Here is a 16,455-nt window from a genome sequence, read left to right as displayed (position 1 = left end):
CCGGCAGCGCGGGAGGGGACGCCATGACGGGTACGCCGCAGCTGGACTTCGCGCTCGACACGTTCGAGTGCATCGTGCTCTACCCGGGTCCGGCCGGTTCGGCCCTGCCGGCGGAGACGGTGCAGCGGTTGCAGGCCGAGCACATCGAGCACATGCAGGCGTTGCAGCGCCGCGGTCTGGTGCTGGTCGCCGGCTCGATCGACGGCCCGGCCCGGGAGCCGGCGCCCCCCATCGGCATCGGGCTGGCCCGCACCGGGTCGGTCGACGACGTGCGCAGCGTCATGGAGGCAGACCCGGCGGTGCAGGCCGGGCTCTACCAGGTGGACGTGCTGACCTTCCTCTGCCCGGCCGGCTCGATGGAGTTCCCGCTGGCCAAGACAGAGAGCTGAACCGGGTGTCGGCAGGGTGACGGCGGTGCCGCGTCCGCCGGTGTTGACTGTGCGGACCCGGGCCTTGCGGACGCGCCGGGCGTCGACCGGCCCGGGCCGAGGAGTCGCCATGAGCGCCACCGACAGCCCCGACCTGCCGCGCGCCGCCGCGCTCCTGCGCGACCTGCTGGGCGACCGGTCGCTCACCCCCGCCGATGCGGGCTTCGCCGCCGCCGCGACGTTGTGGAACGGCGCGGTCGACCGGACGCCCAGGCTGATCGCCCGGTGCGGTGACGCCGACGAGGTCGTCGAGGTGCTCCGGATCGCCCGGCGGTGCCGGGCGCCGCTCTCCGTGCGCGCCGGCGGCCACGACTGGGCCGGCCGGGCACTGCGCGACGGCGGCCTGGTGCTCGACCTGACCGGGATGCGCGAGGTGCGGATCGATCCGGACGCCGCCACCGTCACCGTGGCCGGCGGGGCCACCGCCGGGGACGTGGTCGCCGCGCTGCGCCCGTACGACCTGGCGGTCGCCACCGGCGTGGTCCGGGCCGTCGGCATGGCCGGCCTCACCCTCGCCGGCGGGTACGGTCCGCTCTGCGGCCGCCACGGCCTGGCCCTGGACAACCTGCTCGCCGCCGAGGTGGTGCTCGCCGACGGCCGCCGGGTGACCGTCGACGCGGAGCACGAGCCGGAGCTGTTCTGGGCGCTGCGCGGCGGCGGGGGCAACTTCGGGGTGGTCACCGCGCTGACCTTCCGGGCGCACCGGCTGCCCGCCGCCCTCGCCGGGATGGTCCTGTTCGCCCTGGACGAGGCCGTCGACGTGCTGCGCGGCTACCGGGACCTGCTCGCCGACGCGCCGGACGAGCTGACCGTGATGGCCGGGTTCCTGCCCGGCCCGGCGGGGGAGCCGGTGGTCTTCGTCTGCCCGGTCTGGGCCGGTGACGACCCCGGGGCGGGCCGGGGGCACGTGGACCGGATCCGGGCGCTGGGCACCCCGCTGGTCGACCAGGTGGCGGTCCTGCCGTACGAGGAGGTGCTGCGGATGTTCGACGGCGGCATGGTGGACGGCAACCACTACCTGCTGCGTACCCGCTGGCTGCCGGGGCTCTCCGACGACGCCGTGGCGGTGCTGGTCGACGCCGCGCGCCGGGTCACCTCGCCGTACTCGGCGATCGCCCTGCACCACTTCCACGGGGCGGCCGCCCGGGTGGCCGTCGGGGAGACCGCGTTCGGGCTGCGCGCCGAGCACCTGCTGGTCGAGGTGATCGCGGTCTGGGCCCCCGGTGACCGACCGGGCCCGCACGGCGACTGGGCGGAAGGGATCAGCGCCGCGCTGGCCCCGCACGCGCTGCCCGGCGGCTACCCGAACCTGCTCGCCCCGACCGAGACCGACCGGGTCCGGCTGGCGTACGGCGACAACTGGGCGCGGCTGCGCCGGGCCAAGCGCCGCTACGACCCGCGGCAGGTCTTCTCCGCCGTACCCACGTTGCCGACGGTGACCGGTGGACCGTGACCGGCGGCGCGGCGGGCGCACCACGGACGCCGGGAGCGCCTCCGGCGGCGGATGCGCCCGGGCGGTACGATTCCCGGCGCGCGGTCGCCGATGCCCGCCACTCCCGACGTCCCCCGGTGCGGCCCGCGTCCCGCCGGCCCACGCGCCCCGGTCGCGCGTCGTGGGGCAACTGTTCCGCAGTCCGCAAGGGGTCGGCCCGCAGGTCGACCCGGAGGAGAGACTAGCCTGATGGGCGTGAAACGCCGCGCGAAGATCGTCTGCACTCTTGGCCCTGCCACATCGTCACCGGAACGGATCCGGGGGCTCGTCGAGGCGGGCATGAACGTGGCACGGCTCAACTTCAGCCACGGCAGCCACGAAGATCACGAGGCGGTGTGCCGGCTGGTGCGTGAGGCGGCCGACGCGGCCGGCCGTCCCGTCGCCGTCCTGGCCGACCTGCAGGGCCCGAAGATCCGCCTCGGCCGCTTCGCCGACGGCCCGCACGAGTGGCGCACCGGCGACTCCGTGGTGATCACCGGTGACGACGTCGTCGGCACCAAGGACCGGGTGTCCTGCACCTACCGGAAGCTGCCGCAGGAGGTGAAGCCGGGCGACCGGCTGCTGATCGACGACGGCCGGGTCGCCGTCGAGGTCAGCGACGTCACCGGCAACGACATCCGGTGCCTGGTCACCGAGGGCGGCCCGGTCTCCAACAACAAGGGCGTCTCGCTGCCCAACGTGGCGGTCAGCGTCCCGGCGCTGTCCGAGAAGGACGCCGACGACCTGCGCTTCGCCCTCGGGCTCGGCGTGGACATGATCGCGCTCTCCTTCGTCCGCTCGGCCGACGACATCAAGCTCGTCCACGGGATCATGGACGAGGAGGGTGTGCGCCGCCCGGTGCTGGCCAAGGTGGAGAAGCCGGAGGCGGTGGACCACCTGGAGGCGATCGTGCTCGCCTTCGACGGCGTGATGGTCGCCCGTGGCGATCTGGGCGTGGAGCTTCCGCTGGACCACGTGCCGCTGGTGCAGAAGCGCGCCGTGCAGCTGTGCCGGGAGAACGCCAAGCCGGTCATCGTGGCCACCCAGATGCTCGACTCCATGATCGAGAATTCCCGCCCGACCCGCGCCGAGGCCTCCGACGTGGCCAACGCGGTGCTCGACGGCGCGGACGCGGTGATGCTCTCCGGTGAGACCAGCGTCGGCAAGTACCCGGTGCTGACGGTCAGCACCATGGCCAAGATCATCACCACCACCGAGGCCGGCTCGATCGGCGTGCCCCGGCTCCAGCACGACCCGCGCACCCACGGCGGCGCGCTCACCGTCGCCGCCTCCTCGATCGCCCGGGCCATCGGCGCCAAGGCGATGGTCGCCTTCTCGCAGACCGGCGACACCGTCAAGCGGCTCTCCCGGCTGCACTGCGACCTGCCGCTGCTGGCCTTCACCCCGGTGCCCGAGGTGCGCAACCAGCTCGCCCTCTGCTGGGGCGTGGAGACGTTCCTGATGCCCTTCGTCGAGCACACCGACGACATGTTCCGCCAGGTCGACCAGGCGCTGCTCGGCCTCAACCGGGCCAACCCCGGCGACTACGTGGTGATCGTGGCGGGCAGCCCGCCCGGCACCCCCGGCTCCACCAACACCCTGCGCGTGCACCAGCTCGGCTCGCTGGTCGACGCCGCCTCCGCCCGGGCGCTGCAGTGACCGAGCGCCCGGCGGCGACCGGCCAGGCCGCCGTCGACCAGCTGCTGGAGGTCCTCGACCTCGACCACACCGGCGAGATGACCTTCCGGGGGATGAGCCCCCCGGTCGGTCCGCAGCGGGTGTACGGCGGTCAGGTCGCCGGCCAGGCCCTGGTCGCCGCCGGGCGCACCGTCGATGCGGAGCGGTTCGTGCACTCGCTGCACGGCTACTTCGTCCGCCCCGGCGACCCCACCGAGCCGATCGAGTACCAGGTGGAGAACGTCCGCGACGGGCGGTCCTTCTCGGTACGCCGCTCGGTGGCGTTGCAGCACGACAAGCCGATCTTCTTCATGTCGGCGTCGTTCCAGCGCCAGGAGGAAGGGCTGGACCACCACGCCCCGACCCCCGCCGACGTGCCGATGCCGGACGAGGTTCCCACCATGTCCGACCGGCTCGCCCGCTACCCGGAGCGGCTGGGCATCTGGGGTCAGATCCCCCGCCCGATCGACGTCCGCTACGTCGGCGAGCCCGGCTGGGTACGCCCCGGCGACCGTCCCGCCGAGCCGCACCAGCGGGTCTGGATGCGCCTCGACGGCAAACTGCCGGACGACCCGCTGCTGCACGCCTGCGCCCTCGCGTACGCCTCCGACCTGACCCTGCTGGACTCGGTGCTCTCCGTGCACGGCGAGGTCTGGGGCCCTGGTGGCGTGGTCGGCGCGAGCCTCGACCACGCCCTCTGGTTCCACCGCCCGTTCCGGGCCGACGAGTGGTTCCTCTACGACTGCTGGAGCCCGTCGGCCTCCGGCGCGCGTGGGTTGGCCACCGGCCGGATGTTCACCACCGACGGCCGGCACATCGCCAGCGCCGTGCAGGAGGGCCTGCTGCGCCGCGTCGGCGAGTGATCGAACGGGCGAGGGGCGACGGGCCGCCCGGCTGACCAGCCGACTAACCTTGCGGTCATGCGTCTCTCCGCCCGGGTCGACTACGCCCTCCGTGCGGTCGCCGAGCTCGCCTCGGTGGCCGACGGCGCGAACGTCGGGCGGACCCGACCGGTCACCGCCGAGCAGATCGCCCGCGCCCAGGAGATCCCGCCGAAGTTCCTGGAGAGCATCCTGCTCCAGCTGCGCCGGGGCGGCATCGTGCACGCCCAGCGTGGCCCCGAGGGCGGCTACTGGCTGGCCCGACCGGGGGCGGAGATCTCCCTGGCCGAGGTGATCCGGGTCATCGACGGGCCGCTGGCGCACGTACGCGGGCAGCGCCCCGAGGAACTCGGCTACCACGGCGCCGCCCAGGCGTTGCAGGACGTCTGGATCGCCCTGCGGGCCAGCGAACGGGAGATCCTGGAGCAGGTCAGCATCGCCGACGTGGCCGCCAGGAAGCTGCCCGCACGGATCAACCAACTCGCCGCCGACCCGCGCGCCTGGAGCTGACCCGGCCGGTCGGCCGGTGTCCCATTTTCCGACACGGGGCTTGACCCCGGCAGCGTCCTGCCGCATTGTCGACCAAGTCGATAGGAGATGCCGAAAAGTTCGGAGGGGCGCCCGTGCGCAAGCTTCTGGTCCTCGCCCTCGTCGGGCTGGCCGCCCAACTCGTCGACGGCGCGCTCGGCATGGCGTACGGGTTGACCTCGTCGACCCTGCTGCTCTTCGCCGGGGTCGCCCCGGCGGCCGCCTCCGCCTCGGTGCACCTGGCCGAGATCGGCACCACCCTCGCCGCGGGCGTCGCGCACTGGCGCTTCGGCAACGTCGACTGGCGGGTGGTGACCCGGATCGCGGTCCCCGGCGCGCTGGGGGCATTCGCCGGAGCCACCTTCCTCAGCGCCATCTCCACCGAGTCCGCCGCACCGTGGATGGCCGCCATCCTGTTCAGCCTCGGCGCGTACCTGCTGGTCCGCTTCTCCCGGCCACTGCGTCCCCGCTCGGCCGCCGGACGGCTGCGCGGCCGGTTCCTCGGCCCGCTCGGCCTGGTCGCCGGCTTCGTCGACGCCACCGGCGGCGGGGGCTGGGGGCCGGTGGCCACCCCCGCGCTGCTGGTCTCCGGCCGCCTCGAACCGCGCAAGGTGATCGGCTCGGTCGACACCGCCGAGTTCATGGTGGCCGGTGCGGCCAGCGTCGGCTTCCTGATCGGCCTGGGCACCGAGGGCTTCCTGCTGCCCACCGTCGCCGCCCTGCTGGTCGGCGGCCTGATCGCCGCGCCGATCGCCGCCTGGCTGGTCCGGATCGTCCCGGCGCAGCTGCTCGGCGCCACCATCGGCGGCGTGATCGTGCTGACCAACGCCCGGACCCTGCTGCGCGCCGGCGACGCCGGTGAAGCGCTGACCCCGGTGGTCTACACGCTGCTCGTCGTCGGCTGGGTGGCCGCCCTGGCGCTGTCGGTGCGGGCGCTGCGCCGCGCCCGGCAGGCCCGGACCACCGCCGAGGCCGCCCTCGCCGCAGCCACTCCCGCCCCGGCGGCTGCCGCGCCGGCGGGCGCTGCGGTCTCGCCGGGCGCTGCGGTCTCGCCGGACGTTGCGGTCCCGCCGGGCGCTCGGGACCCGGCTGGGACCGCCGGCCCGGCGTCCACGCCGGTCGACGCCGAGGCCAGGCTGGCCGCCGCCGAGCGTTGACCCTTTCCGGGTACGCCGGGGACGGTCCTCGCCAAGATCACGCTCGATCCCGGATGTAGTGGCCTCGATGGGGGGCGGTTTCAAGCGGCTGATGCCGTTGTTTCCCGGATCCAGCGTGATCTTCGCGCTCGCGGCCTCTCCCCGTCCACGACGGCACGGGTCGGCGTTCGGCGAGCGCGCTCAGCCGGCGAGGATCTCCGTCGCGGCGGACGTCAGCAGCTCCCACGCCTCGTCGGTGTGCTCCTGCCGGGTCTGCGGTGCGCCGATCGCGAGGCGCAGCGTGTACCGGCCCTCGACCCGGGTGTGCGTCAGGTGCACCCGCCCGGTGGCGTTGACCCGGGCGAGCAGTTCGGCGCTCGCCTCGTCCCCGGCCCGCAGCCGGAAGCAGACCAGCGAGAACGGGTGCGGCGCGACCAGTTCGAAGCGCGCGTCCGCGGCCACCCGGTCGGCGAACCGGTCGGCGAGGGCCACCCCGGAGCGGATGTGCGCGCGCAGCCCTTCCACGCCGTACCAGCGCAGCACGAACCAGAGCTTGAGGGCGCGGAAGCGGCGGCCCAGCGGCACCTGCCAGTCCCGGTAGTCGATCACCGCGCCGGACTCGGTCGCGGCGTTGCGCAGGTACTCGGGCAGCACCGTCAGCGCCTCGATCAGCTCGCCGGCGTCGGCCACCCAGAACGCGTCGCAGTCGAATCCGGTGAGCAGCCACTTGTGCGGGTCGAAGCAGTACGAGTCGGCGTGCTCCAGGCCGGCGTGCGTCCAGCGCAGCTCGGGGCAGACCGCCGCCGCGCCCGCGTACGCCGCGTCGACGTGCAGCCAGACGCCGTACTCGGCGCAGATCGCGCCGATCTCCGGCAGCGGGTCGACGGCGGTGGTGGACGTCGTACCGATGGTGGCGACCACGATGGCCGGCACGACGCCGGCGGCCCGGTCGGCCTCGATCGCCGCGCGCAGCGCCTCGGGCCGCATCGCCTGGGTCGCCGGGTCCACCTCGATCGGCCGTACCCCGTCGGAGCCCAGCCCGGCGATCCGGGCCGCCTTGTCGATCGAGGAGTGCCCCTGCGTGGACGTGTACGCGCGGTAGCGGCGGTCCACCCCGGCCTGCCGCCACCGGCCCTGGCCGGCCCGGTGCAGCGCGACCAGGGTGGCGACCAGGGTCGCCGACGAGGCGGAGTCCTGGATCACCCCGCCGCCGCGCCCGCTGGAGCGGAACTTCTCCGGCAGGTCCAGCAGCCCGGCCAGCCAGTCCAGCATCACCGTCTCCAGCTCGGTGCAGGCCGGCCCGGTGGCCCAGAGCATCCCCTGTACGCCCAGACCGGAGCTGACCAGGTCGCCGAGGACGCTCGGGCCGCTGGTGTTGGCCGGGAAGTACCCGAACCAACCGGGGTGCTGCCAGTGGGTGAGTCGGGGCGCGATCAGCGAGTCCAGGTCGGCCAGGACGGCCTCGACCGGCTCTCCGTGGGCGGGCGGGGCCGTCGGCAGCGCGGCGGCGACCGTCCCGGGCGGGTCCTGCGAGGTCACCCGCCGCTCACCGAGCGTGGTCCAGTAGTCGGCGATCCAGTCCACCACGGCGTATCCGGCGCGGCGGAACTCCTCCGGGTCCATGTGCCCATCCATCCGAGGAGTCGATCAGGTGCGCCGACGGGCATCACGGGCGGGGTGGTTGTGCGGTGGGAAAGCGCTGTCCTACCATCGGCGTGCGCGGAGCCGAACTACGAGCGTCGACATGTCGTCCGTCCGCAGTCAGTGCGGTAGGTCCCTCCGCCGGCCCAGGGCAGGCCGGCGTGGTCGACACCGCCTCCCCCCTCTCATCGGAGGATGCCCGTGCGTCCCATCCCGTCCCGCCGTGCCGCGCTGCTCGCCGCGGCCACGGCCACCACCCTCGTCGCCGGCGCCCTGACCGCGGTGACCGCCTCGGCGGCCGCGGCCGGCTGCCGGGTCGACTACCGGATCACCAACCAGTGGGGCGGCGGCTTCGGCGCCGACGTCACCGTCACCAACCTCGGCGACCCGATCGACGGCTGGACGCTCATCTGGTCCTACACCGCCGGCCAGCAGGTCACCCAGGCGTGGAACGCCACCGTCACCCAGTCCGGCGCCCAGGTCACCGCCCGCGACGCCGGCTACAACGCCGCGATCGGCACCAACGGCACCGCGAACTTCGGCTTCAACGGCTCGTGGAACAACTCCAGCAACCCCGCGCCGACCAGCTTCGCGCTCAACGGCACCACCTGCACCGGCGCCACCACCCCGACGACCGCACCGCCGACGACCACCGCGCCACCGACGACCCCGCCGCCCAGCACCCCGCCACCGACCACACCGCCGCCCACGACACCGCCGGCCGGGGCGAAGCAGATGGAGGACCTGGACCGGGGCCTGGTCAGCGTCCGCTCGGGCAGCGGCAACCTGGTGTCCTGGCGGTTGCTCGGCACGGAGACCTCCGGGGTGGCGTTCAACCTCTACCGGGGCTCCACGAAGGTCAACTCCAGCCCGATCACCGGCGCCACCAACTACCTCGACGCCGGCGCGGCGGCCGGGTCGTCGTACACCGTGCGGGCGGTGGTGAACGGCGGCGAGCAGGCCGCGTCCGCGCCGGCGCTGCAGTTCGGCAGCGGCTACCTCGACGTGCCGTTGCAGGTGCCGCCGGGCGGCACCACGCCGAGCGGCGAGGCGTACACCTACTCGGCGAACGACGCCGGCGTCGGTGACCTCGACGGTGACGGCGACTACGAGTTCGTGCTCAAGTGGGACCCGTCCAACAGCAAGGACAACTCGCAGTCCGGGTACACCGGCAACGTCTACGTCGACGCGTACACCCTCACCGGGACCCGGCTGTGGCGCATCGACCTGGGCCGCAACATCCGCGCCGGCGCGCACTACACCCAGTTCCAGGTGTACGACTACGACGGCGACGGCGACGCCGAGGTGGCGATGAAGACCGCCGACGGCACCCGCTCGGGCACCGGTCAGGTGATCGGCTCCTCGTCGGCCGACCACCGCAACTCCAGCGGCTACGTGCTCGCCGGCCCGGAGTTCCTGACCATGTTCGACGGCCGCACCGGCGCCGCCCTGTCCACCGTCAACTACGACCCGCCGCGCGGCACCGTCTCCTCCTGGGGCGACTCGTACGGCAACCGGGTCGACCGGTTCCTCGCCGGCACCGCGTACCTCGACGGCCAGCGCCCGTCGCTGATCATGGCGCGGGGCTACTACACCCGCGCGGTCATCGCCGCCTGGGACTTCCGCAACGGCACCCTGACCAGGCGGTGGACGTTCGACTCCACCGCCTCCGGCAATTCCGCCGCCGCCGGGCAGGGCAACCACAGCCTCTCCGTCGCCGACGTCGACGCCGACGGCCGGCAGGAGATCCTCTACGGCGCCGCCACCATCGACGACAACGGCCGGCTGCTCTGGTCCACCGGCCACGGCCACGGCGACGCCGGGCACGCCGGCGACCTCGACCCGTCCCGCCCCGGCCTGGAGTACTTCAAGGTCAGCGAGGACGCCAGCAAGCCCAGCTCGTGGTTCGCCGACGCCCGTACCGGCCAGGTCCTGTGGTCCACGGCCGCGTCCGGCGACAACGGCCGGGGCGTCTCCGCCGACATCTGGGCCGGCAGCCCCGGCGCGGAGTCCTGGTCCGCCAGAGTGGACGGGCTGGCCAACACCAGGGGCCAGAACGTCGGCCGCAAGCCGTCCTCGATGAACTTCCTCGCCTGGTGGGACGGTGACCCGGTCCGTGAGCTGCTCGACGGCACCCGGATCGACAAGTACGGCACCGGCGGCGAGAGTCGACTGCTCACCGCGAGCGGCGTCTCCTCGAACAACAGCACCAAGTCGACGCCGAACCTGTCCGGCGACATCCTCGGCGACTGGCGCGAGGAGGTCGTCTGGCGCACCACCGACAGTCGCGCATTGCGGATCTACAGCACCCCCACGCCGACCAACGTGCGCATCCCCACCCTGATGCACGACGCGCAGTACCGGGTCGCGATCGCCTGGCAGAACACCGCCTACAACCAGCCGCCGCACCCCGGCTTCTTCATCGGCGACCAGATGAGCACGCCGCCGACGCCCAACATCTACCTGCGCTGAACCGAGCGCGCCGGGGAGGCGTCGTCCGTCGTGACGGCGCTCTCCCCGGCCCGGGGCGACGCTGACCCGGACCGGATCGGAAAGCAGGCACCGGGTCGCCGGCCGCGGAATCCGCACAGCCGGCGACCCGGTGCACCACACCGCAGCACCCCCGACCCGTCCCGACCGGGAGTGCCGTACCACCACCGGTCACCAAGTTAGGCGACCTGCGAGACGCGGGGGTGACGTGGGTATGAAGAGCGTGTTTCAGGCATTCCGCGTGAGCCCGCCGGCGACCCTCTCGGCGACCAGCTCGAAGGAGCGCACCCGGTCGGCCACGTCGTACACCATCGTGGTGAGCATCAACTCGTCCGCGCCGGTGCGCGCCAGCAGGTCGCCGAGCTGCCGGCCGACCGTCTCCGGCGAACCCATCGCCTGACCCTCCCGGCGCTGCCGGACGAACTCGCGCTCGGCCTCGTCGTACGGGTACGCCGCCGCCTCCTCGGGCGTGGCCAGCGGCTCCGGCCGCCCGGTGCGCAGCTTGAGGAACGACAGCGAACTCGGCCCGGCCAGCCACTGCGCCCGCTCGTCGGTGTCGGCGCAGACCACGTTGACCGCCACCATCGCGTACGGCCGCTCCAGCCGGCGCGACGGCCGGAAGTGCTGCCGGTAGAGCTGCAACGCCGGCAGCGTGTTCTGCGCGCTGAAGTGGTGCGCGAACGAGAAGGGCAGCCCGAGCAGGCCGGCGAGCTGGGCGCTGAACCCGCTGGAGCCGAGCAGCCAGACCGCCGGGGACTGGCCGAGCCCCGGGGTGGCGGTGATCGGGCCCGGCTCGTCCCCGCTGAAGTAGTTCATCAGGTCGGCCAGCTCGCGCGGGAAGCCCTCCGCCGACAGGCCCTCCATCGTGCGGCGCAACGCCAGCGCGGTCACCTGGTCGGTGCCGGGCGCCCGGCCGATGCCCAGGTCGATCCGGCCCGGGTGCAGCGCCTCCAGGGTGCCGAACTGCTCGGCCACCACCAGCGGCGCGTGGTTGGGCAGCATCACCCCGCCGGAGCCGACGCGGATCGTCGAGGTGTGGGCCGCCAGGTGCGCCAGCAGCACCGCCGGGGCGGAGCTGGCGATCGCCGGCATGTTGTGGTGCTCGGCCACCCAGAACCGGCGGTAGCCCAGCTCCTCGGTGCGCCGGGCCAGCTCGGTGGTGTGCCGCAGGGCCTCCCCGGCGGTCGCCCCACGGGCCACCGGAGCAAGATCAAGAACAGACATCGGTACGTCGATCACGCCGGGGAGCAACCGAACCTGCGCCCCCGGTGTTCCGGATCGTGCCCTATCCCATACCCCGGGCCTGCTCGAAGATCAGGCTGGTCTGGGTGTGCTGCACCACCGGGTCCACCGCGAGATGGTCGAGCACGAAGTCGCGCAGCGCGTCCCCGGACGCGGCCCGCACGTGCAGCACGTAGTCCTCCGCGCCGGCCACGTGGAACACCGACACCACCCCGGGCAGCCGCACCGACCGGGCCCGGAACGCGTCCACCGCGGCCCGCTCGTGCGCGGTGAGCCGTACCGAGACCAGCGCCTGCAACGGCAGTCCCACCGCCGCCGGATCGACCTCGGCGTGGAAGCCGCGGATCGCACCGGACTCCCGCAGCGCGCGGGTACGGGTCAGGCAGGTCGAGGGCGCCACCCCCACCCGCTCGGCGAGCGCGTTGTTCGGCAACCGGCCGTCGGCGGCCAGCTCGGTCAGGATGGCGCGGTCGACCTCGTCCAGCGCGGCAAACCGCCGCACATCATTCGGCGCAGCAGGCATGTGAACATCCTTCCCCGAATCGAGCAGCATTCCTAGCGCAACCCACAGAATCATCTTCGAATCTATTGCCCTGCGGCGTGCGGATGTTCGACGCTTCCGCCATGACGACGGTGGACACCCGGGCCGTGCACGCCGGCCGCGACGATCTCGCAGCTCTCGGCGTCCACGTGCCGCCGATCGACCTCTCCACCACGAACCCGCTGCCCTCGGTCGACGGCGGCGGCGACGCGTACGAACTGCTCGCCACCGGCGGCACCCTCCCGCCCGGCGCCAGCGCCGTCTACCAGCGGCTCTGGAACCCCACCGTGGCCCGCTTCGAGACCGCGCTGGCCGAACTGGAGGGCACCGCCGAAGCCGTCGCCTTCGCCAGTGGCATGGCCGCCCTCACCGCCGCCCTGCTCGCCGCCACCCGCGACGGCAAGCGGCACGTCGTGGCCGTCCGCCCCCTCTACGGTGGCACCGACCACGTGCTCGCCACCGGCCTGCTCGGCACCGAGGTCACCTGGGCACGACCGGACGAGGTCGCCGCCGTCGTCCGCCCCGACACCGCCCTGGTGATCGTCGAGACCCCGGCCAACCCCACCCTCGACCTGGTCGACATCGCCGCCCTCGCCCGCGCCGCCGGCGACGTCCCGCTGCTCGTCGACAACACCGTCGCCACCCCGGTGCTCCAGCAGCCCGCCCGGCACGGTGCCGCGCTCGTCCTGCACAGCGCCACCAAGAGCATCGGCGGCCACGGCGACGTGCTCGCCGGCGTCGTCGCCTGCGACACCGGCTGGGCCGCCCGGCTGCGTCAGGTCCGCGCCGTCACCGGGGCGGTGCTGCACCCGCTCGGCGCGTACCTGTTGCACCGGGGCCTGCAGACGCTGCCGCTGCGGGTCCGCGCCCAGCAGGCCGGCGCCGAGAAGCTCGCCGCCTGGCTCGCCGGCCACCCGGCCGTCGTCCGGGTGCACCACCCGTCGGTGCACGACCCGGCCGGGCTGGTCGGCCGGCAGATGTCCGGCCCCGGCAGCCTGCTCGCCTTCGAGGTACGCGGCGGGTCCACCGCGGCGGCAACCGTCGCCGGAGCCTGCGAGCTGATCACCCACGCGGTGTCGCTCGGCGGCGTGGACACGCTGATCCAGCACCCGGCCTCGCTCACCCACCGGCCGGTCGAGGGGGACGCCAAGCCGTGCGGCGGGCTGCTGCGCATCTCCGTCGGGCTGGAGGATCCGGAGGACCTGCGGGCGGACCTGGAGCGGGCGCTGTCGGTGATCTGACCACTCGCCCTCCGGCCGCCGACGGGGTCAGGACTTCGGGCCGACGTGGCGGTCCAGCGCGGCGACCGCGTCACGGCGGGCGACCGAGAGCGAGTTGCGGCGGTTCATCCGCCAGGCGATGCCCAGCAGGTCGAGCGTCCACTGGCAGAGGCCCATGATGTCGGCCGACTCGTTGGTGAACATGTAGCGCGGGTAGACGTACTGCCTGCCGCGGACGGTGACCCGGTTGGCGAAGCGGCAGCCGTCGGAGTGGAAGAGGCCGCGCAGGAAGTCGCCGGGGTGCCGCTCGACGATCTCGCGTTGCCAGTCCGTGAGGACGATGGGGCGCTCGTGCTTCTTGCCGGGGCCGTGCTGCGGAAGTAGGCACGGCCAGTGCTTGCCGTAGCTCTGCACGTTCATGCAGCCTCCATGCGGGACGCGCTGCACCTTCTCGGCCAGAACCGCTCGCATCGCGTCATCGCACGCCTCGATCAAACCTGGCCAGCTGGTCGTGCAGGAGATCCGCAGCACCGGCACGCGGGCGGTGGTCACCAGATGCCCGTCTCCCAGGTACAGACCGAGCAGGTACGCGTAGGCTGCGGGATCCGACGGACGGTCGACATTGTCGCGGCACCGGAAGCAGCGCAGAGCCGTTCCTTGCATGACCGGGCTCGGCCTGTCCCTGCACCAGTGCCAGACGGTGCGGTAGCTGAGGCCGACACTGCGGGCGGCATCCGCGATGGTGGCGCCGGCCAGGTAGATCTGCCGTGCTCGGGCGCGTGTCTCAGGTGGGTGCACAGGGGCATCTTCGAACGCCCGTACGACAATTTCGGTGTCCCCGGTGGGATTCGAACCCACACTGTCGGAGGTTTGAGCTCCGTTTCTCTACCGGTTGGAATACGGGGACAGGGCGACCCGACGCTGTCGCGTCCAGCCATAGGTTACCCACTACGCTAGGGGCGGCGACACCCGGCACGGCGGGTGTCGGGGCACAGACTGGTGGGAGTGGCTCGTGGCCGAGACGCAGACGGATGCCGAGCGCAGGCGCGTACTGATCGCCGAGGACGAGGCGCTCATCCGACTGGACCTGGCCGAGATGCTGGTCGAGGAGGGGTACGAGGTCGTCGGCGAGGCCGGTGACGGCGAGACCGCCGTCCGGCTGGCCGAGGAGCTCAAGCCCGATCTGGTCATCCTCGACATCAAGATGCCGATCATGGACGGGCTGGCCGCCGCCGAGCGGATCGCCGGCGCCCGGATCGCCCCGGTGATCATCCTGACCGCGTTCAGCCAGCGTGACCTCGTCGAGCGGGCCCGGGCGGCCGGCGCGATGGCGTACCTGGTCAAGCCGTTCCAGAAGAGCGACCTGGTGCCGGCGGTGGAGATCGCCCTCTCCCGGTACTCGGAGATCGCCGCGCTGGAGGCGGAGGTCGCCGGCCTCACCGACCGGCTGGAGATCCGCAAGACCGTCGAGCGGGCCAAGGGCGCGCTGATGACCACGTACGGCATGACCGAGCCGCAGGCGTTCAAGTGGATCCAGCGCACCGCGATGGACCACCGGATGACCATGAAGGAGGTCGCCGAGCGGATCCTCGCCGAGACCGCCGGCGGCGAGGTCACCCAGCCGACCGCCTGACCCTCGGGACAGGCTCGGCAGCCAGCCGTCGACTCGCGTCGAGTCTTCGGCGTCGGCCCCACGTCGCGTACCCGCTGCACGCCGTGCAGATCCCGGCGGGCTCCCGCGACCCCCCGTCCGTGGCTAGCATCGACGCGTGTCCACCCGACGGGTCCTCGCGCTGCTCGGCCTCCTCGCCGTGCTGGTGGCCGCCGGCTGTGACCCGGCGCCCCGGCGGGAGGCCGACGAGGCGCCGCTGGATCCGGGGTGGCAGGCGCTCACCCTGCCCGCGCCGCCGGGTCCGCCCGGCCGCGCGCTGCTGCGCGACGCGACGGCCTGCGCGGGCCGGTGGTACGCGGTGGGCGGGCTCGCCGACGCCGCCGGCGGCACCCGTCCGGCCGCCTGGTCCAGTGTGGACGGTACGACCTGGACGGCGCTGCCGATCGCCGCGGATTCCTTCTACGGCCGGCAGAACGTGCTCTACTCGGCGGGCTGCCGGGACGGCGTGCTGGCCGCGATCGGCGCGAAGGTCGGTGGCGCGCACGGCTATCCGCGGGTGAGCACCTGGCGGCAGCGCGCCGACGGTGGGCTGGTCGAGGTGTCGGCGTCCTTCGAGACGTACGGCGGGCCGAAGGCGGTGAACGTGTCCCGCCTGGCGGGGGGTCCGGCGGGCTGGCTGATCGTCGGCAACCGGTCCAGCGGCGCGGCGGCCTGGGTGTCGCCGGACGCGGCGGACTTCGCGCTGGTGGAGGGCGTGCCGGAGTTGGCCGGCGACGGGCGCGGGGCGACCTGGGCGTTCGACGCGGTGGGCGTACCCGAGGGGTGGCTGGCGGTGGGCGGGGTGCTGCCGGCGGGCCGGATCGACCGGGACCCGGCGGTGTGGTCGTCGGTGGACGGGCGCTCCTGGCGGCGCAGCGTGCTGCCCGGCTCGGAGCGCTACGAGGAGTTGCAGCGGGTGGCGCTGGTCGACGGCGTGCCGGTGGCCGTCGGCCTGCGCGGCGACGGGTTCGGGGCGTGGCGGCGCGCGGGCGGCGACTGGGTCGCGGCGGGCGGTTTCGCCGGTGGCGCGGCGGCTGTCGGGTCCGGCTCCCGGGCCGCGGGGGTGCCGTCGGTGGACGGGCTGGTCGCGGCGGGGCGGCGCCTGGTGGTCGCGGTGTCGGACGGTGCGGTCCGCTCGGTGTGGACGTCGAGCGACCGGGGTGACTCCTGGCAACCGGTGGCGTTGCCGCTGCCGGTGGCCGCGGGGGCGCAGCGGGACGTGGCGGTGGTGGCGGTGGGGGAGCGGGTCTGGCTCTTCGCCGACGACGGCGAGCGGTCGGCGGCGTGGTCCGGATCGGTGTCCGGCGTGCCGCGGTGAGGGTGTATCGGGGGTTTAAGGACCGGTCAGGGATCGGCCTGTTACGGGGTCCGTATCGATCCCGTACGTCTTCGTAACGGTTTCGCAGACCCCGCGCCAAGCCCTTCCCCGGCCGTATGAGTGTCGGTACGCTCCGCCATCACGAGCCGTAACGCAGGGGCGTCCCTGCCGGGTGGGTGGTGGTGCGGGCTGTGCTGCCGACGCTCCCTCGGCGCAGTCGCCTTCTGCCTC

At 73.6% G+C, this 16,455-nt stretch carries 14 protein-coding genes and 1 tRNA gene; 10 read left to right on the top strand and 5 right to left on the bottom strand.

What is annotated here, in order from left to right; translation table 11 throughout:
- Positions 1-23: 23 nt before the first annotated feature.
- The 6 genes from ACPFP2_RS19395 (at position 24) to ACPFP2_RS19370 (ending at position 6,142) form a co-directional block, all read left to right on the top strand.
- A complete protein-coding gene (locus tag ACPFP2_RS19395) occupies positions 24-389 on the top strand; it encodes a YciI family protein (protein WP_424090576.1) in 366 nt (121 codons plus the stop codon).
- 109 nt (positions 390-498) lie between these two features.
- Entirely contained in the window at positions 499-1,881 is a 1,383-nt protein-coding gene (locus ACPFP2_RS19390) for an FAD-binding oxidoreductase (protein ID WP_424090575.1), read from the top strand.
- A 228-nt stretch (positions 1,882-2,109) separates the two neighbouring features.
- Positions 2,110-3,558, top strand: coding sequence for a pyruvate kinase (gene pyk / locus ACPFP2_RS19385; RefSeq protein ID WP_424090574.1), 1,449 nt, complete (start codon positions 2,110-2,112; stop codon positions 3,556-3,558).
- Positions 3,555-4,439, top strand: a complete 885-nt coding sequence (locus ACPFP2_RS19380) for an acyl-CoA thioesterase (RefSeq protein ID WP_424090573.1) — start codon at positions 3,555-3,557, stop codon at positions 4,437-4,439. The genes pyk and ACPFP2_RS19380 overlap by 4 nt, the downstream gene beginning before the upstream one ends.
- A 57-nt stretch (positions 4,440-4,496) precedes the next feature.
- Positions 4,497-4,967, top strand: a complete 471-nt coding sequence (locus tag ACPFP2_RS19375) for an RrF2 family transcriptional regulator (RefSeq protein WP_424090572.1) — start codon at positions 4,497-4,499, stop codon at positions 4,965-4,967.
- Positions 4,968-5,080: 113 nt separating this feature from the next.
- Entirely contained in the window at positions 5,081-6,142 is a 1,062-nt protein-coding gene (locus ACPFP2_RS19370) for a sulfite exporter TauE/SafE family protein (protein ID WP_424090571.1), read from the top strand.
- A gap of 180 nt (positions 6,143-6,322) precedes the next feature.
- On the opposite strand, the gene ACPFP2_RS19365 is transcribed toward ACPFP2_RS19370, so the two are convergent.
- Positions 6,323-7,756: a pyridoxal-dependent decarboxylase gene (locus ACPFP2_RS19365; RefSeq protein ID WP_424090570.1), complete on the bottom strand. Its 1,434-nt coding sequence runs from the start codon at positions 7,754-7,756 to the stop codon at positions 6,323-6,325.
- Positions 7,757-7,957: 201 nt separating this feature from the next.
- Between ACPFP2_RS19365 and ACPFP2_RS19360 the strand changes: the two genes are divergently transcribed.
- On the top strand, positions 7,958-10,234 hold the full coding sequence (locus tag ACPFP2_RS19360; protein WP_424090569.1) for a cellulose binding domain-containing protein: 2,277 nt from the start codon (positions 7,958-7,960) through the stop codon (positions 10,232-10,234).
- 246 nt (positions 10,235-10,480) lie between these two features.
- Here ACPFP2_RS19360 and ACPFP2_RS19355 read toward each other — a convergent pair whose 3' ends face one another.
- Both ACPFP2_RS19355 and ACPFP2_RS19350 read right to left on the bottom strand, forming a co-directional pair.
- Positions 10,481-11,476: an LLM class flavin-dependent oxidoreductase gene (locus ACPFP2_RS19355; RefSeq protein ID WP_424090597.1), complete on the bottom strand. Its 996-nt coding sequence runs from the start codon at positions 11,474-11,476 to the stop codon at positions 10,481-10,483.
- A 61-nt stretch (positions 11,477-11,537) separates the two neighbouring features.
- The gene (locus ACPFP2_RS19350; protein ID WP_088975177.1) at positions 11,538-12,017 is read right to left on the bottom strand and encodes an Lrp/AsnC family transcriptional regulator; all 480 of its coding nucleotides are present in this window, start codon (positions 12,015-12,017) and stop codon (positions 11,538-11,540) included.
- Positions 12,018-12,100: 83 nt separating this feature from the next.
- On the opposite strand from ACPFP2_RS19350, the gene ACPFP2_RS19345 reads away from it, so the two are divergent.
- The gene (locus tag ACPFP2_RS19345) at positions 12,101-13,276 is read left to right on the top strand and encodes a trans-sulfuration enzyme family protein (protein WP_424090568.1); all 1,176 of its coding nucleotides are present in this window, start codon (positions 12,101-12,103) and stop codon (positions 13,274-13,276) included.
- Positions 13,277-13,303: 27 nt separating this feature from the next.
- On the opposite strand, the gene ACPFP2_RS19340 is transcribed toward ACPFP2_RS19345, so the two are convergent.
- Both ACPFP2_RS19340 and ACPFP2_RS19335 read right to left on the bottom strand, forming a co-directional pair.
- A complete protein-coding gene (locus ACPFP2_RS19340) occupies positions 13,304-13,675 on the bottom strand; it encodes a hypothetical protein (RefSeq protein ID WP_424090567.1) in 372 nt (123 codons plus the stop codon).
- Positions 13,676-14,088: 413 nt separating this feature from the next.
- A tRNA-Leu gene (locus ACPFP2_RS19335) sits at positions 14,089-14,162 on the bottom strand.
- 105 nt (positions 14,163-14,267) lie between these two features.
- On the opposite strand from ACPFP2_RS19335, the gene ACPFP2_RS19330 reads away from it, so the two are divergent.
- Together ACPFP2_RS19330 and ACPFP2_RS19325 are read left to right on the top strand one after the other, a co-directional pair.
- Positions 14,268-14,888, top strand: coding sequence for an ANTAR domain-containing response regulator (locus ACPFP2_RS19330; protein WP_088975174.1), 621 nt, complete (start codon positions 14,268-14,270; stop codon positions 14,886-14,888).
- A gap of 136 nt (positions 14,889-15,024) precedes the next feature.
- Positions 15,025-16,224, top strand: coding sequence for a hypothetical protein (locus tag ACPFP2_RS19325; RefSeq protein WP_424090566.1), 1,200 nt, complete (start codon positions 15,025-15,027; stop codon positions 16,222-16,224).
- Positions 16,225-16,455: the final 231 nt, after the last annotated feature.

The organism is Micromonospora citrea, assembly GCF_049629545.1.
Lineage (GTDB): Bacteria > Actinomycetota > Actinomycetes > Mycobacteriales > Micromonosporaceae > Micromonospora > Micromonospora citrea_A.
This window is presented reverse-complemented; position numbering and strand designations above follow the sequence as displayed.

Excerpts from the sequence above, each read along its gene's own strand:
- ACPFP2_RS19395 (WP_424090576.1), top strand. The coding sequence starts at position 24 with ATGACGGGTACGCCGCAGCTGGACTTCGCGCTCGACACGTTCGAGTGC.
- ACPFP2_RS19390 (WP_424090575.1), top strand. The coding sequence starts at position 499 with ATGAGCGCCACCGACAGCCCCGACCTGCCGCGCGCCGCCGCGCTCCTG.
- pyk (WP_424090574.1), top strand. The coding sequence starts at position 2,110 with ATGGGCGTGAAACGCCGCGCGAAGATCGTCTGCACTCTTGGCCCTGCC.
- ACPFP2_RS19375 (WP_424090572.1), top strand. The coding sequence starts at position 4,497 with ATGCGTCTCTCCGCCCGGGTCGACTACGCCCTCCGTGCGGTCGCCGAG.
- ACPFP2_RS19365 (WP_424090570.1), bottom strand. The coding sequence starts at position 7,756 with ATGGATGGGCACATGGACCCGGAGGAGTTCCGCCGCGCCGGATACGCC.
- ACPFP2_RS19360 (WP_424090569.1), top strand. The coding sequence starts at position 7,958 with ATGCCCGTGCGTCCCATCCCGTCCCGCCGTGCCGCGCTGCTCGCCGCG.
- ACPFP2_RS19355 (WP_424090597.1), bottom strand. The coding sequence starts at position 11,476 with ATGTCTGTTCTTGATCTTGCTCCGGTGGCCCGTGGGGCGACCGCCGGG.
- ACPFP2_RS19350 (WP_088975177.1), bottom strand. The coding sequence starts at position 12,017 with ATGCCTGCTGCGCCGAATGATGTGCGGCGGTTTGCCGCGCTGGACGAG.
- ACPFP2_RS19345 (WP_424090568.1), top strand. The coding sequence starts at position 12,101 with ATGTTCGACGCTTCCGCCATGACGACGGTGGACACCCGGGCCGTGCAC.
- ACPFP2_RS19340 (WP_424090567.1), bottom strand. The coding sequence starts at position 13,675 with ATGAACGTGCAGAGCTACGGCAAGCACTGGCCGTGCCTACTTCCGCAG.